At 59.8% G+C, this 16,384-nt stretch carries 10 protein-coding genes; 1 reads left to right on the top strand and 9 read right to left on the bottom strand.

Going from position 1 to position 16,384, the window contains the following annotated elements:
* Positions 1-644: 644 nt before the first annotated feature.
* From FNJ47_RS35745 to FNJ47_RS35735, 3 genes are all read right to left on the bottom strand, one after another.
* Positions 645-1,568, bottom strand: a complete 924-nt coding sequence (locus tag FNJ47_RS35745; protein WP_163160590.1) for a DUF2493 domain-containing protein — start codon at positions 1,566-1,568, stop codon at positions 645-647.
* A 375-nt stretch (positions 1,569-1,943) separates the two neighbouring features.
* Complete coding sequence (locus FNJ47_RS35740) at positions 1,944-3,005, bottom strand: DUF7146 domain-containing protein (RefSeq protein ID WP_163160589.1); 1,062 nt, start codon at positions 3,003-3,005, stop codon at positions 1,944-1,946.
* A gap of 593 nt (positions 3,006-3,598) precedes the next feature.
* Entirely contained in the window at positions 3,599-4,792 is a 1,194-nt protein-coding gene (locus FNJ47_RS35735; protein WP_163160588.1) for a DUF932 domain-containing protein, read from the bottom strand.
* A 1,866-nt stretch (positions 4,793-6,658) separates the two neighbouring features.
* Here FNJ47_RS35735 and FNJ47_RS35730 point away from each other — a divergent pair.
* A complete protein-coding gene (locus FNJ47_RS35730; protein WP_163160587.1) occupies positions 6,659-6,955 on the top strand; it encodes a hypothetical protein in 297 nt (98 codons plus the stop codon).
* A 220-nt stretch (positions 6,956-7,175) separates the two neighbouring features.
* On the opposite strand, the gene FNJ47_RS35725 is transcribed toward FNJ47_RS35730, so the two are convergent.
* The 6 genes from FNJ47_RS35725 to FNJ47_RS54020 form a co-directional block, all read right to left on the bottom strand.
* Entirely contained in the window at positions 7,176-8,510 is a 1,335-nt protein-coding gene (locus FNJ47_RS35725) for a glutamine synthetase family protein (protein ID WP_163160586.1), read from the bottom strand.
* Positions 8,507-9,796 (bottom strand): ATP-grasp domain-containing protein, encoded by a 1,290-nt coding sequence (locus tag FNJ47_RS35720; RefSeq protein WP_163160585.1) that lies wholly within the window; start codon positions 9,794-9,796, stop codon positions 8,507-8,509. Before FNJ47_RS35720 ends, FNJ47_RS35725 begins: the two co-directional genes overlap by 4 nt.
* The gene (locus tag FNJ47_RS35715) at positions 9,793-10,662 is read right to left on the bottom strand and encodes an EamA family transporter (protein ID WP_347341755.1); all 870 of its coding nucleotides are present in this window, start codon (positions 10,660-10,662) and stop codon (positions 9,793-9,795) included. Before FNJ47_RS35715 ends, FNJ47_RS35720 begins: the two co-directional genes overlap by 4 nt.
* Positions 10,663-10,811: 149 nt before the next feature.
* Entirely contained in the window at positions 10,812-11,642 is an 831-nt protein-coding gene (locus tag FNJ47_RS35710) for a gamma-glutamyl-gamma-aminobutyrate hydrolase family protein (RefSeq protein ID WP_163160584.1), read from the bottom strand.
* The gene (gene rtxC, locus FNJ47_RS35705) at positions 11,639-12,697 is read right to left on the bottom strand and encodes a dhydrorhizobitoxine desaturase (RefSeq protein WP_163160583.1); all 1,059 of its coding nucleotides are present in this window, start codon (positions 12,695-12,697) and stop codon (positions 11,639-11,641) included. Before rtxC ends, FNJ47_RS35710 begins: the two co-directional genes overlap by 4 nt.
* A gap of 31 nt (positions 12,698-12,728) precedes the next feature.
* Positions 12,729-15,140 (bottom strand): 2-aminoethylphosphonate--pyruvate transaminase, encoded by a 2,412-nt coding sequence (locus FNJ47_RS54020; RefSeq protein WP_206685384.1) that lies wholly within the window; start codon positions 15,138-15,140, stop codon positions 12,729-12,731.
* Positions 15,141-16,384: the final 1,244 nt, after the last annotated feature.

Here is a 16,384-nt window from a genome sequence, read left to right as displayed (position 1 = left end):
CACAAGAGGTTGGAACGACTCGGCGAACAAAGAGAAACAACCTGCCGCAAAGGGCGGTGTCGTCATGAGAGAACAATCGAGAACGACTGACCGTGCCAAGCCACGAGGTGGGCCGGGCCGAGATCGGCGCAGCATGGTCGAAGCGTTCCGAAGAGGGCCGCGATATCTCTCGCTCCAGTCACTTGCCCCCCGTTCAATATGGCAATCCTGCGCAACCTGTTCGATGAGGAAGGTGGCGATGGATCATCCTTCGCACGTGGCGGCCATGAGAATGGGTTGAGACTGTTGCTCCACCAGTTCAGCCGGCTCAAGCAGGCGGGTCTTCGCAAGCAGGGACAGTCACCTGCGTCCATGTCGCGCCGCCAACGCAAAACGCGTCAGCAGCCCGATCCGCGCAAGCGTGAGCACCAGGTGCGACGGAAAAGGGCCTGGCCGCCACTGACCGCACTGAGGCCGCCCGGCAGAACAAACCAATGCGTGGTGTGGTAAGAACAAGACCAGGCGCGAGCATGGTGGCGGCTTCATTCGGATGGATTGGGAAGGCGTCTTCCACCACCGTCACAAGCCGCGACTTTGGAGCCAAAGCTGGACGCGCCGGAGTGCCAGGCGTCCAGCTCCGCTCGATAGTTTGGAAAAGACGGCGCTCACGCGCCGCCGAATTTCCAGACGGGGATGCCGAAACGCCTCGCCTTGTCGGCGAGGTTGTCCTGGATTCCCGTACCCGGAAAATGCATGACGCCGATCGGCAAGAGCTCGAGCATGGCATCATTGCGCTTGAAGGGCGCTGCCTTGGCGTGCTTCGTCCAGTCGGGCTTGAATGCGATCTGGGTCACCTTGCGGCTCGTCGCCCATTTGGAAGCGATCAGTTCGGCCCCCTTGGGTGAGCCGCCATGGAGCAGGACCATGTCGGGATGCTTGGCGTGGACCTTGTCGAGGCGATCCCAGATGAGGCGGTGGTCGTTGAAGTCGAGCCCGCCAGTGAGTGCGATCTTCGGTCCTGCCGGCAACATGACCTCGGTTTGGGAGCGGCGCTTGGCGGCGATGAAGTCGCGGGAGTCGATCATCGCTGCCGTGAGCGTGCGGTGGCTCACCAGCGAGCCCGACCGAGGACGCCAGGACGAGCCGGTGTGAACCTCAAACTGCTCCATCGCCTGGTCGCGGAAGAGTTCCAGGCAATTTCGGCGCTCGATCAGGGTGATGCCCTCCGCCGTCAGGCGCTCGAGCTCGACCGATCGCACCTCTGACCCATTCTGCTCCCGCTGGCTTTTGTGCTGCGCTTGTTCATTGTCGTCGAGCTGGCGTTCGATACGATCGACCGCCCGGTGGAACAGGTTGACGGTTGACCAGAGGAGTTCGCTGAGATCGGGTTCAAGCCGCGTATTGCTCAGCGTGGCGACCAGCACGTCGAACATATCGACGATGGTACCGGCGATCATCCGGCTCTCGGGAAGAGGTCTTGGATCTGGCTGGTCGTCGAAGGGGCGATAGCCGAAGAGCTGCAATTCGGTGAGGACGTGTTCGCTCGGAGACGGGGCATGCGTCGGTTCGATGTCGTCGTGGTCGGTCATCGCAAGAGATCCTTTTGGCGGAGCGGCCGCGCCCATCGCGGCCTTCGTGGCGATCACTCAGACGGCGGGCGGAACGGACCAGAACCCGGAGCGGCTTGTCCGCGCAGGCCCGCAGGGCGTGGGCGGAAGCGAAGGGCCGAAGCGGCAGCGGAGGATGGCGAAGACCGGCTATTTTGCTTCGCGATGCAAAGCGCGCTCGCCAAATCGCGATCGTGTCTTCTCATTGCCTGCGCGCGGCGGAAAATGGCCGGACGCAGCCATTGCCGGCCCGGGCCGCTTGCCGTCCGATCGCCCGCTAGAAGGCCGAAGGTCGCGTCCTCTCCGCCAATTGGGTTCGGCTATGACCGACTTTCGCCATCGGTCGAATTACCGCGACTACCCGGCCTCGATCGTGGACGAGCGCAGGAAGCGGGCGGCATCGTCAGGAACAAGTTGAAGCCGCAACGCTGCCCGGAGAACCTCAAGGCCGAAGACATGCAGATCTTCATTGAAGTCGCCGAGCCGAGGCGACAGCGAGATCGCTTCAACGCCGGCGTCCTCCGCGCGCCGGGTAAGGATGGCTTGTACGGCGTCTCCGGCAGCATCGGCGTCACGGGCGATATAGAGCCGACGCAAGCCAGCCGGCAGCAACATGGCTGAGAGATGATTGGCCGAAAGCGCAGCAGCCATCGGCAAGGTCGGCAGGACGCAGCGCAGCGACAGCATGGTCTCGATGCCCTCGCCGGCAGCGAGCACATCATCCACCAGGCCGAAACGAACAGCGTTACCGAGCAAGTCGCCCATGGCGCGCCGTGGGGTGTCGACGGGAGCCTTGCCGAGCCGGATGCGATCAAAGCCGTCCGGATCGAGCCAGGTGCGATGCACGCCGCATATCCGCCCATCAAGATTCGTGACGCTGGCTATCATCGCTGGCCATGTTTCCATCGGAAAATGTTCGTCCGGTCGATAGTAGCAACGTGGATGGAAGCGCAAGCTGCCGCTATGGTGGATACTGACTATTCCGCGACGCCGCAAATAAGCTTCGACCACCGTACCGTCGATGGAGCTGGACATTGCAAACAGGCGACGGGCGGCTTGCGGCGAACCGGCTCGCGCCGCTGGAGCGTCGGCTTTCGGGGCGGCTTGCTGCTCGCAACGAGGTAGCGTTAGAAAGCGTCTCGCCTCCTCCGCCACCTTGCGAAAATCGCGTAAAGCCATACTTTCGCGGATGATGTCGAGCAGGTCCCCATGTTCTCCGGTGGCGGCATCGGTCCACTTTCCGGCGGGCCCCTTTGTCGATTCCTGGAGCCGTACGAACAACGAGCGTCCTGGCGTGTTGCGAACGTCGCCAACCACCCAGTACCGCCCCACCCGCTTGCCATTGGACAGATAGTGTCGGCATACGCCCTCGGCCTCGCGTGCGAGGCGGCGTACCAATTCTGAGACATCAAAGACCATCACGCGCCCTCCCGCTCAACGAAAGGGCTCAAGTTGAGTTTGCTTAAGAGGATGTCGCGCGACGGCGTCAGCTTGATCTTCCAAACGGCGCTTGCCATGTCAGCTTCTCCGAACCGGGCGGCCGGGAGCCTCTCTCTCGGCCTCCAACCCGTTCGCGGACAAGCCTGTCCAGCTCTCGCTCTCGCTTTCGGCGGCAAATGGCGTTCGTTGGCGTGTGCCGCGCTATCGGAAAGAACCAGGTCGCGCCGTCACATGGCGGATCGGATGAAGCTAAAATGGCCGCCGGCGGTGGCAGAGGCGGTTATGTTGACTGCCCCTGAGCCAAGACGTTGGGGCGAACACGAAGCTGAACGCGCGGAAGTGGGTTCGTGGCAGCGATTGTATGAATCAGCCGATCGTGTCGACGCGAGAAGCCAGAGATTCCGATGTAGTCGTCGCAATCCCATGCGCGGGTCTCGATCCCGCAAGAATTCGAAACCGCCAAGAGCTGTCAGCCCGCGATGGACATCACGGCGAGAGAGCAGCGCCATCACCTGTGAACGGAAAAGGTAGACGTACCAGGCCGGAGACCTGGATCTCCGGCCTGGCTGACATTAGGCCGCCCGGTCGAGCAACTTCTTGGCCTTGGCCTCCATGTCCAGGCGGACATCTTGATGCGGCTTGTCACGCGCGACGGCGGTGATGCCCTGCACGAAGTCGAAGATGCTTTCAGGTGGGCGGCCCTCCTCTGTCAGCACCGCGTCTATCACCTTGCCCGTCTCGGCCTTGGAGAAGCCGCGGCGGCGCAAGAACTCGGTGCGATCCTCGTCACTGCGTGCCACGATCCGCTCGCGAGCGGCCTTGATGCCGTTGACGAAAGGCATGGGTGAAGAGTTGGCGAAGTTGGACAACGCTGGCGCTGCCTCGTGAGCAAAGCGTGAGGCTGCGTATTTGGAATGGCGGATGGTGATCTCCTCGAAATCTTCCACGCCCCACAGATTGCGATTCTGGCAAACCGCACGAAGATAGAAGCTCGCCATGCCGAGGGTCTTCGCGCCGACTTCCGAGTTCCAACAATAGAAGCCTCGGAAATAGAGGTCGGGCGAGCCGTCACGAAGACGACCGGCTTCGATCGGATTCAGATCATCGACCAGAAAGATGAAAACGTCCCTGTCTGATGCATACAGGGTCGTCGTGGCCTTGGAAATGTCGACACGGGGATTGTAGATGCCGCTCGACCAGTCGAGTACACCGGGCACCTTCCATCGCGTATCGCCTGTGCCATTGCCGGCGATGCGCTGTACGGCCTCGACCAACTCGTGGTCGTAGATCCGGCCATAGTCGGGGCCGGTGACGGCGCGAAGCTCGACACGGCTCTCCTCGGTCTCGAGCGTTTTGATCTGCTCGAGACGATTGGCGTTCAAGCCATATTGCAGGTTGATGGCTGCGAGTGACGCAGGGAGCTGCCGGAGGTAAGCGGCCGGAGCGCCAACCTGGCTTGCAAGCTGACCGAAGCTCCAATGCGTCGGAGCAACCGGAGTGTCGGAGCCGGGCAACATCAAGGCCAGCCGCTCAGGGTCGGCACGGCTTGCGTTGACATGGATCAGCGCGCTTTCGACCACGCGCGTCCGGCTGCGGTTCGCCCGATCGTGCACCGTGCGGGCCAGCTCATCGAGCGACAGGTAACGCTGATCTGCCGGGCGGGAAAACCACTCCGAGGACACCCGACCGACGCGCTCGCCGCGACTCACATCCACTCTGTATCCGCCGCTCGCAATGCGGCCGGCATCAACAATCTGCGTATTCATGGCAGCAATCTCCATGACGGGCGCCGGAAGACTCTCCTCCGACCCTCAACCCGTCATGGCCAAGGCCACCCCACTCTGCCTCTCCCTTTTTACGGCCGCCCCGAGGCCCAAGACATTCCGCGCCGCTGCAGCTACCGTCAGGGATGGAAGCCCGAAGGGTGAAAACCCGGCGCAAGCCGGGGTTTCAGCGTGAGCCGACAGCCCGCTCCCGGAGGGAGACGGCAATGAACCGGGGACCTACGGTCCAGGGATGCTCACGGCGTGACGATGCCAGATTGCAACGGCGCAACATACCGACTACGGAAACGGCGAATGTCCCGTGACCCTCCTGGCCCCCCGCACGACTGCATAGGCCACACTATTGATCTCGATGGTCGTCTGTCGCTGGTTCGAACTCGGTAGTGAGCCGTGCTGACGTAACTGAAGAATCAGGGAAGCAGGGGCCGGTTGATCGCGATGGGCCCAGTTCGGGCCAACAACAAGGCCGAAGTCCAGATGCCCGGAGTCATTCATCGGCCCTGTTACTGCGTGATCCAGTTGCCGGTGACGGCGTGAAGGCTCGGCGGAAGACGAGGGTCCGGCGCCTTCTTGATTCTGAAAGCCGAGTTCGCGGAACGGTCCCACGACAGATGGCCCGGCTTGCCGGCCGCGCTGCATCGCGTATACGTGGGCGACTTCGCGTACCATTGAGTCGTCGCTGCGTGCTCTGTCTCGGGGCGGCACCGGTCGAGTCAACTCCAGGAGGGCGCGCTGGCGACGCAGGTTCTCCTCCGAAGCAGTGAAACCCGCGCTGTCGCTGGTGTCGTCTCGGCTCTCGATGAAGTTATCGAAAGTGTCGACGCTCTCGTGGCGACGCCCCAGGTCTGGGCCCCTTGATGACGCACAGGCTCGATGGGAAATGACGAGGCGGCTTGTTGACCCGGAGTGGTCGGTTCACAGGCGCTATCATGCCGCACAAAGTGACAATCGTCGGGCAACCCAAGCGGCAACCGCTCCGCCGATGCTCCCTGCCTGCTGACGTCCAACCGCTCAAGGCACCACTGCCGATATCCGTGAATATCCGCCTCGGAGGCAATACCGCCCGAGCTATCTAAAATGCCGTTGCGGTCCGATCCCCGTAAGGCCGTCAGTAGGGCGGCTCTGCGACGGCTCTCGCACAAAGCGAGGACCGCCGCGCAACGCAGACTCACGATAGGACGAGTCAAGCGAGACTCCCGGCGACGTTCAATCCCGGCCAGCACCGCACGAACTCCTGCGAAATACTGCACAGCGAATTGTCGCCCGCATTCGATGATCCGAATCTTCGCGCCGCGACTGTTTGCTGGCGAAATCCGTTGGATCGGCTGATGGAAAGGCTTCCATACCTTGGATTTCTTCATTTTCGGTGATTGTTGGCATGGCGTGCAGACAAAGCTCGCTCGATAGACTCCATACCTAATCTCCCGTTGAGAACCGCCAAAGCCGGCTTTCGGGGTGCGGTAGACTGCCCAGCTTAGCTTACAGGATGCTGACAAGCTCGACGACAAAAGCGGTGCCTGCCGTTAGACGACTCCAGACGTGAGAACTTCAAAGCCGCCAGTCGCGCGCGTCTATCTCCCCGGCCGGGGACTCCGGCCACTTCAGCAGCGCAGATCTTGCACGCGTCCCTCCAGTCGTGAGCAGGGTACGACGATACGAATGTTGTATCGCCACAGGTAAGACAACAACTTCGCGAATTTACCCCAAATCTCCTAAACGATGACCACACAAGAGAGATTAGATGAAGCCGCGCTGCACGTACGCTTAACGCGAGGCAAGCGGCGCAGGCGGGCGGCGCGGCGTCGAGCCAAAATCGCTCCGTCAAGCAACTCGATCCAGGAGACGTGAATGAAATTGGTGAAGACCTCTGTACTCGCATGCGGCCTTGCGGCTTTCCTTGCTTACCCAGTCATTGCGCAAAGCCTTGCCACAGATGCCAAGGCTCGCAAAGGCGAAGGATCAAGCGTACAGAGCGGGATAAGCGATGATGAGGACTCGTCGCCTAAGCTCAGGGCCGCTGGCGCAAAAGCGGGCAGGAAGTCGACCAAGGGCGCAAAGAATGCAGACGACGGCAACGCGTCCGACAATGAGGCAGTTGACGACCCTGCGAATAGCACCACGCCGTTAAGCAGCAAGCGGCACTGACGCGAAGCCCTGTTGGGGTCAACCTCCGGTCGCGCCCTGCGGCCGGAGGTTCAGCGGACACGCCGCAACATGGATAGCAGGATTGGGATGGTCGCCTGCCTCCAGCAAGACGGCGAAAGAAGGAAGGGTCCAGGCGTGAACTTCCGCGGCTGTCCCGGACGGACGCCCAGGCCCTGACCAACCGCGGCGCAACGGCGGCAATCCTCAATAGTGCGAACAGCTAGATGATCTCGAAGTACCGCCGACGTTCAAAGTCAGTCACCCGATGTTGAACGGCCTCCCACTCCCAGCGCCGGGAGCAGGAAAAGGCCTCGACAAACCTTTCTCCGAACACATCATTGGCCGCCGGCGACTGTGCAAACCGATATGTTGCCTCTGCCAGGCTTTGAGGCAGCCTTCCGGAGCGAGGACACATTTCCATGCTTGCGTCACCGACGATCGAAGCCGGCAAGTCCGCATCGGTCTCGACGCCCAGCACACCCGAAGCGATAGCACATGAGAGAGCGAGATATGGGTTCATGTCTGCACCAGCCAGCCTGTACTCGAGGCGATGTGAAGACGGCTCTCCCGGAATGGCCCGCACCGCGCAGGAGCGGTTGTCAATTCCCCAGCTTGGGCAGACCGGCGCCCAGTAGCCGGGGACCAATCTCTTGTAGCTATTGAAGTTCGGCGCGGCGAGGACACAGAACTCATTCATGTACTTCAGTTGTCCGCCGACAAATTGCCTCATGATCTTTGAGACGTTGCCAAACGCGTTACTATCGTAAAACGCATTCTGGCCGTCCGAGAACACCGAGATGTGAATATGGCCCGACTGGCCGGGCCAATCCTCACAAACCTTGGCCATGAATGTTGCCATCATGCCTTTCGTCTGCGCCCAGGCTTTTATCATTGCCTTGAAGATGATCGCTCGATCCGCAGCTTCCAGGGCATCACAATGATGAAGTGATGCTTCAATCACGCCCGGCCCTGTCTCGAAGTGCAAGCCGCTGAGAGGTATTCTGGCCTTCTCACAAAGCGCCAAGATCTCGCCGAACAGCTCCTGGTGCGCGACAGAGCGCGCAATCGAGTAACCGAAAGGCCCTCGCGTGAACGGAGCCCATTGGGCGAACGGTTTGTCCTCAATTGTGTCGGCGTTCTCATTGAACAGCATGAACTCGAACTCGAACCCGGCCGTGCAGCCGTATCCGTGATCAGCTGCCCTTTTCAGGACTTTGCGCAGGATACCTCGCGGGCAGATGTCCTCATGTGCGCCGATAAACTCGGCAAGGTAGAGATCCTGATCGCCGAGATAAGACACCAACCGGCCGGTGCCAGACAGAACACGCAGATCGGCATCTCCGAATGCTGAGAGTGGCTTTTGCGTGAATCCTTCGGGAATGACCCGGTCCGCACAATCCCACGCCAGCACCGCTTCAGAGAACTTGACGATCTTGTCTCCATCCGAGAGATCTTCACCCAGGACGTGCTTACCTCGAAGGATACCGTCAAAGTCGCTCACGCCAATCATCGCCGCACGAGCTGAGTTCGTGCGCGCCACACGGATGTCGGTCATTCGCCGCCTTCCTGCGCCATCAGATCGAACACTTGGTTCATCCGCAGCGCACGCAATTGGCGATAGTCATCCTCAAGCTGTACCAGGTCGTTATTGACGAGGTACACGATGCCTGGTGTGGACACCAGGTCGATCGTCGGGACCAGCTTTTGGCCTATGGGAACGAATGCGATGGCATCCGCAAAGCTCGAGAGGTTACGGATTGCATCCAATCCGGAGTAACCGGCAACGACACCGCTCATATCGGAAATCAGCGAGACGCACAGTGCATGAGCCTGTCGCTTGTAGGCCCCACGCAACCTCATACACTTACCAAATTCCTTGGGATTTGCGTACCGCCAGGCCGTCAGCGACATATGATTGTCACCCAACGCCATGGTCCTGGCCTTTGCCGACATGGTTCCTTGCAGTCTCGCTCCGAAATCAACCAAAACTGGTCCGCGATTATCGACGATGATCTCCGCATGCGCGGGTCCGTTGACGATCTGAAGTGCCTGCAACGCACGCACAAGATAATCGGACAACTCCAGGACGATTGGCTCCCTGGATCCGAGCAACCACTCGCGTGAGCAGACCGACGATGCGCCCTCGACGGGAACGGTCTCATAAGTCCAGGCCTCGGTGATGAACGCTTCTCCATCGATCGAGACGGCATTCACGGTATATTGCTGACCGTTTATTTTCTCCTGTGCAAGCGCCAGTTCATTGAACGCTCCGACCCGGTTCGTCTTTCCGACGATGGCAGCCAGACCGCGCTCGACATCCGCATCAGCCGAGCAGAAGAACACGTCCTCCGTGCCTGTGCTATTTAGTGGCTTGATCACGATCTCATCGAAGTTCTCTTGACGTTTCCAGCTAGCGATCTCAACGGCATTGTCGGACACGACTTGCCTGATCGATCGCACGCCTGCCGCGGCCAACGCTTCGGACATCCGCGATTTGTCACGCCGGGCGGCCGACAGGGCCGTCCCATTCGAGGGCAGGCCCAGTCGCTCCGAGATGGAATCGGCGAGCTCAACTCCGGTCTCGGACCCCGCTATAACGAACTCCAGCTCCCTGCCGCGGAGGGCCTGAAGATGAAATTCAACGATCTCGTCGTGGGCCATGCATTCGTGGGGACGAATGACTTCATCATACAGGTCCGCGTCGAAATGCGACTGGAAGATGGCTGGGATCTGTGCAGCCGACATCACGTGCACCGTTCCAATTCCGTACCGCCTGAACTCTTCAGGTAGAAATCGGCCAGTCGAATATGCGTCGACGATTGCACATTTGCGTTCGTTCATGCGGTCCTCCGATATTGCGAGTAGACGTTGCCGACAGCGACAATCGTGATGAGAACATTTCCAACGAACGTATGTAGCGAAGGCACGATGCGAGAATCGAAGTACTGGAACAGGAACGTGATGACAGGGGCGGTGGACAGCACCATGTTGACTGTGAAGGGCTCGACGCGGCGGATGCCCTCCTGGATCAAAAGCAACGGAACAATGATCGTGGAAAGCCCAATCGCTGCGATCGCAGGCCAATGCTGCGAGATCTCGAGCACGATGGAGGAATAGTCGACCAGTCCCAGCAATAGGAGAATCGTTCCATAGAACCGATGCGCCAACACTTGTCGGCCGGAAAACCCGCAATCGAATAGTAGTTTGACCAGTATATTTGTAAGCGCCAGCGATAGGCCGGCCACGATTGCGAGGACGATGCCGAAGGACGATTTCGGCCCCCACTGCACGCCCGCATTGCCGCTGACCGAGATCCAGATCATATAGCCGCCAATCATCGCAATCGTGGCGCTCACGACGATGTCGGATGCTGGAGGGATACCCTTCCGCCTGATCACCGCGTTCAACCACACTGTTGCGGCGGGTCCTAGCGCCACCATGAACGCGACGACGATCGCAGGCTCGGCGTATTTCAGGCCGACAAACAATCCGATCCAGCTGACCGCGGTCACGAGATTGAGCGACACAAAAGCGACGAGCGCTGGCTTCGTCACTCGTGCCTTGCCCGTCCCGTGACCAGCGAGCAGATTGAACGACAGACATACCGCAGCAAAGGACACCAACAGAGCGACGAACAGGTCTGCCTGCTGAAAATACGATGCCGCATACACCTCTCCTGCCGCGCTCAGGACGACGTAAAGCGCCACGAAGAGAACTCCCAGAGCGAAGCGGCTTGTCGATCGTCCGCCGTTCGTTCGAGGTTGCTGCGGCGCAGCGCGCCGCCCGAACCATGCCGGCGCGTCGGTTTCTGCGAACTCCCCTTTCGATCTGGGCGGACCGCGTTTGGTTTGAAATGTCACTGTCCACCTCTCGTGCTTCTTTTTTCGGCGTACGCAAGACACGCCTCTCCGAACGCTGTAAATAGTCGCTTGCTCAGCAGATCGGTTGAGGCGTGCCATTCGGGGTGCCATTGCACGGCGATCTGCAGCGTCGGCGCGCCCACGACCGAGACCGCTTCGACCAGACCGTCAGGCGCCCACGCCTCCCGTCTTAGCGCACTGGCCAGCACCTCTATGCCTTGATTGTGAAGGGAGTTGACCTGTGCTTCGACGGTGCGCGCGATCGGAAAGAGCGCACCGTCGGGACATACCCTGATGCTATGTGCGACATCGTACTGGCGATCTCTCGGGCGGTCTGTCTTCTCGGCATGCATCTGGCCACTTCCCAGACTCCATGCGCTAAGGGATGAGCGAAGGGTGCCGCCGAAATAGACGTTGAGCTCCTGCAAACCGCGGCAGATGCCCAGGATCGGCATTCCCTGCGCAATGGCGTTTCTGATCGCTACCCCGGATAGCCTGTCCCGGGGACGATCACGGATTCCATTCTCGATGTCTTGCTGATCAGGCCCTGGACAGGACGCAGGCGCCCTCAGAACGGCAGGATCGACATTGGATTCGTCTCCTGTCAAAACGAGCCCGTCGAGAGCGCGCATGATCGCCCCTGCGCTCTCAACGGACGCATCTTCAGCGTCGATCGTCGGCAATATGACGCACGCCACTCCCGCATGATGAAGCAGAGCCTTGACGTACTTGCGCCGCAACCAATCGCGATGCACACCATCGACCAACAGGCGGTTCGAGGTGATGCCGACCACGGCGCGGGCTTTGACTGGCCGGTGCAATGTCACGCGGGTTGTCCGCTCGTGCTGGCACCGCGCACAGACTGCTCATACAGTCGTCGGTTTCGCTCCTTCAACTGAGTGATGACGCTCGGCTGACCTTGCGGCCCCTTGACGAAGAGCCCTCCCCAGCTTGCGGCAACCTTTGCGTAAGCCGGATCCTGCATCCTGATTTTCTGGGCTTTGTGCAACAGCCAGAACGGGATGCCGGGCGAGAGGTGATGCTCGAGGTGATATTCATCCAGGTTTTGCCCAAGGATAGCCCGCTCCAGGAAATTCCCTTTGCGATTCCTTGTCAGATAGACGTTCTGCGTCTCTATCTCGCACATCGGTGAGTGCTCGGCGAGTTCAACAAACCAGCCAAGCACCTGGAACGTGGTGAGATAGGGCACGATCCAGAACAGGATCACGATGTGGAGCAGCCCAAGGGCATATGATCCGCCCAGGATGCAGATCCAGAAGAGATAGAAGCCATATTTGTCGATAAGTATGCCTGAGCGGCTCTCGTCCTCGGCATCTCTGATCGAAAACCGGTTGGTCCAGAGATACTTCAGGTACGCCACCGTCGCACCGCCAAATATCGGCTTCCAGATCAGGTTGAATGCGTACCGCTCAGGCGGCTGCACGTCGTAAACACCGTTGGCCAGGAAGAACTTCAGGTCAGGATCCTTGTCCGGATCGCCGAGATATGGATGATGCAAATAGACGTGTGAGATCCGGTAGGCCCAGTGGCGCTGGAACAGCGGATAGGCGGCGAACAGAATCCCGAGGACGTAGTTCCAGGTGGTGTTCTTCGCGAGCGTGCGGTGGGCTGCATCATGGGCGATCGTCGTCAATCCACGCTGGTAGGCGCCGATCAGAAGGACCGCGAGCGGATACAACCACCATGAGACCGACACGGTCGCGAGCGTGCACGCCGCGATCACGACGTAGTCTTTCGCGATATAGGCAGCACCCGTTATGTTATCGGGCCTCAGCTCGGAGAGCTGCCTATTGATTTCGCGACTGAATGGAACGGCCTCATAGCGTGACGACCTCAGTTTCCAAGCTTCTGGCTGATTCATGAGAATCCCTTCCTGATCACTTTCCAGGTTGTCAGATTGCGGCGAGCGCCTTGTGCAGATCGCGGACAATGTCGTCGACGTCCTCGATGCCGACGCAAAGCCGGATCGAACCGCCAAATATGCCAGCGGCCTCGCGCTTTTCCCGTGGAACGGTTGTGTGTGTCGTGGAGACGGGATGCGTCACCAGTGTGCGCGCATCCCCAACATTGGAAACGTGATACATCAAGTCGACGTTCTGGATGAACTTGCGTCCGGCCAGCTCGTCCTCCACCTCAAACATGACCATTGCGCCGTGCCCATATGCCGGGTTGAGCGTCTGGTCGACGGTTTCCCGATCGGCGCCTTCGAAGAGCCCCGGATAGAAGACACGGCGCACCTTTGGATGCTTCTTGAGAGCGTCTGCGACGACCCTAGCGTTGGCGCAGTGCTGCTTCATGCGAAGCGGCAGCGTCTCAAGCCCCTGGATCAGTTGGAAGCTCGCAAACGGAGCGATCGCAGCCCCCGTATCGCGCAGCCAAGTCATGCGAGCCTTCAGCAGAAACTCGCTTTTTCCAAGATCGTCGACATCCTGCAGCGCGCTGCGCCAGATAATCCCGCCATGCGCCTCGTCAGGACCGTTGAACAACGGAAAGCGGGAGGCCCCGCGGTAGCTGAACTTGCCGTTGTCGACAATCAGCCCGCCCAACGTGGTGCCATGACCGCATATGTATTTCGTCGCGGAGTACGTCGTGATCGCAGCACCGAGATCTGACGGCCGGCATACCAGTGGCGTCGTGGTATTATCCACCACCAGGGGAACGCCGTACTTCCGACCGATCTCCGCCAGCTGCTTGACCGGTAGCGGAATCAGACAGGGGTTCGAAATCACCTCTCCGAACAGGCATATCGTGCGATCATCGATGGCACGTTCGAACGTCTCGGGCCTTCGAGGATCCGCCGTCCTGACGCTGATGCCAAGACGCTTCAGCGTGTTATGGAGCAGGTTCCAGGTATTGCCATACAGATATGGCGAGGCGACGACATTATCCCCGACCTGCCCGCTTGCCAGGTTGACGATGGCAAGGAAGGTTGCCGCTTGCCCTGATGCGACGGCGAGCGAGTCCCTTCCCGTATCGACCGCCGCGTACCGTCTTTCCAGCGCGCGGGTCGTCGGATTGATGATCCTTGTATAGGTGAACCCATCAGCCTTTACGTTGTAGACATCGGCTATGTGGTTCAGATCGCCATCGAGTTCATACGCCGTGTTCTGATATATCGGCACGGCCACAGCTTTCGTCACCGGGTCGCGACGGTAACCCGCGTGCAGAACGGCAGTCTCGGGGGACCATGGCACCTGCGCGCCCGCTGCCACGCGAGGCGGCACCTTGACGAGGGCCTGGGATGTCTCCTGAGCGGATATTGGTCGCGCTGCCGCACCCTGACCAGGGCGGAAGTATGTCCGGAAGGCGCAACCCAACTGCTGAATCCAACCGGATTGAATTTCCCCGATGCAGCCGATCCGGAAACTCCGCGTCGCAATGTGCAACTTGGAGTAGATGTAAAGGTTGTGGCTCGCCAGGTGGCGATACAGCCCGTCAAATGCTGCCTGATCCGCCATCCCCGACGGCGCAACGAACGCAACGCAGACCGGCGACTGCACGTTGGCGGCCAGCAGCGGGGAGACCACTCCTTCGAGTTCCTTGAGGAGATCGTCCCTGACCTTCTCATACCTGCGGCGACGGGCAGGAATGCTCTCTTCCTCCAGGATCTCCAGTGCCCTGGTCGTTGCCTGAACGATATGGGTGGGAGGTGTCGAACGCCATTCACCTGTGCGCTCCAGCGAGAGCCATTGGTCTCTCACGTCGAGCACGAATGACCTCGGCTCTTGAACCGCTTTCTCCAACAGTTCGCGAGAGGCGATGACAAACGCTACGCCCGGAGGCCCCTCTATGCACTTGTTGCTCGACGTGACCAGGACGTCAGGGCCACCCTTGCTCAGGTCAATATCGATGCCGCCAAAAGAACTCATCCCGTCGACGATCGTCTTCACGCCACGCCGCCTCGCCTCCTCCACGATTGCATCCAGCGGATTGACGATGCCGGTCGTGGTCTCGCAATGAACGAAACACAGGTGCGTGACGCCGGGATTTCGGTTCAGATGCTCGCCGATCTCCTGAGGATCCAAAGGGTCGGTCGCCCGCTTGGCAAGCGTCTGCGCTTCGACACCCCACAGCCGCAGCATCTTGTATATGCGCTCGCCATAGATGCCGTTTATGCAAACGAGTGGTTTGTGGGCTGAAGACACGAATGTTGACAGAGCGGCTTCCATCGCAAAAGAGCCGCCCCCCTGAATCGGGACCACCGAATAGTCGTCGGCATTTGCCAGCAAATTGAGGATCAGCCGCCGCATGCGGGCGGTCACTTCCTTGAACTCGCAATCGCGCGATGCAAGGTCAAGCTGCATTTGGCTCCTCACATCCAGCGATAACGACAATGGACCAGGCGTCAGCAAAGAACGCTGTCTTGTCACACTATTCCCCCCTCAGTTGTATTCATCGATGCATCTGGAGCAAAACCGCCCCAGCAAAGAGACGGCGAGCGCCGTTCAAGAGCTTTGAGCCCTGCGCGAGAGAGCCCGGGTGCGCTTCGGATCTGCAGTCGAAGAAGCTGCCCAGGGACAACCTGCACATCCAGTCGCGGATGCGAAGTGATGTCTCGCAAGGCTCTTGAGCGATGTCATTCAGATCTCCCAACAGTTCGCATTATGACCGCCCCTCGAACCCCATTTAGCGCGACGCGCCACTCTGATCCGGCCATACGCATCCCGCAGATTTGAGCGCAACTGTCGGCTTGTCGCCGCGCGTCGACAGTCCAACCGGACGGCTTACGCGCGCCACTCCGGCAATATTGAAATAGGATTAGCAGTGCGCGTCGGACCGTGGCGGCCGGCCCGGATCCCGGCACGGCGCATTTGATGATTGCCGCTTCCTGCGTGAGCCTAAGACTTGAGACATTCGCACACTGTCGCTCGTTGGAGATTTTTGTACGCTGACGACCCTCGCCGTCTATTTTTCAGATCGTACAACTTGACGTTAGGTGCGTTTCAACCCTCTCCGGAATTTTCTCGTGTGAATTTTTCCTGACGTACGCGTCCACCTTCGGGAGACAAGACGACCTGTGCGGAGATTCTCGGACGAGCTCCGTAGTCGCCTGGAGTTCAATGACGCCGTCGGAATTCACCTGAGCTCGATGGCCACGGACAGGTGAGCTAGCCTGCTCCGCACGCTGCTGCGTGCGCGGCGCTTTGCCACATCGGCAAACCGATACACGGGGTCTGTTTGCGTTCGATGGAGCGTCCGGAAAGCGGACTTTGGAACGAGACGATGAGCGCATGGCCGGATGGCGAAGAGTAAGCAGCTTGCGCGGGCTCGAAGCAGGTTTTCTGACAGAACGATGATGGTCTAGAACGCGGGTTTCTTAGGAAATCGCTTGTTGATTAAACCTCCTGAGAGCCGCACGTTTGGATCGCAAGTCATGCGCGGTCTGTCAGCAACCGACCGCACGATTTCCGTCCTGTCTGCCTAGTGTTCTGTCCCGTAAGTTCGTAGCATAATTATTGCATTGGTTTCGGGTATCCTGATCGAAGGAGATACCCGATGCGCACCGGACGGCCGAAGGCGACGCTGACGATTTCGAGTGACGAACGTA

The organism is Bradyrhizobium uaiense (genome assembly GCF_010811875.1).
Classification (GTDB): Bacteria; Pseudomonadota; Alphaproteobacteria; order Rhizobiales; family Xanthobacteraceae; genus Bradyrhizobium; species Bradyrhizobium uaiense.
Note: the sequence above shows the minus strand (reverse complement) of the source record. Positions and strands in the feature narration are given on the sequence as shown.

What these genes read in the sequence shown, in the direction of transcription:
- FNJ47_RS35745 (WP_163160590.1), bottom strand. Translation starts at nt 1,568, where the DNA reads ATGACCGACCACGACGACATCGAACCGACGCATGCCCCGTCTCCGAGC.
- FNJ47_RS35740 (WP_163160589.1), bottom strand. Translation starts at nt 3,005, where the DNA reads ATGGTCTTTGATGTCTCAGAATTGGTACGCCGCCTCGCACGCGAGGCC.
- FNJ47_RS35735 (WP_163160588.1), bottom strand. Translation starts at nt 4,792, where the DNA reads ATGAATACGCAGATTGTTGATGCCGGCCGCATTGCGAGCGGCGGATAC.
- FNJ47_RS35730 (WP_163160587.1), top strand. Translation starts at nt 6,659, where the DNA reads ATGAAATTGGTGAAGACCTCTGTACTCGCATGCGGCCTTGCGGCTTTC.
- FNJ47_RS35725 (WP_163160586.1), bottom strand. Translation starts at nt 8,510, where the DNA reads ATGACCGACATCCGTGTGGCGCGCACGAACTCAGCTCGTGCGGCGATG.
- FNJ47_RS35720 (WP_163160585.1), bottom strand. Translation starts at nt 9,796, where the DNA reads ATGAACGAACGCAAATGTGCAATCGTCGACGCATATTCGACTGGCCGA.
- rtxC (WP_163160583.1), bottom strand. Translation starts at nt 12,697, where the DNA reads ATGAATCAGCCAGAAGCTTGGAAACTGAGGTCGTCACGCTATGAGGCC.
- FNJ47_RS54020 (WP_206685384.1), bottom strand. Translation starts at nt 15,140, where the DNA reads ATGCAGCTTGACCTTGCATCGCGCGATTGCGAGTTCAAGGAAGTGACC.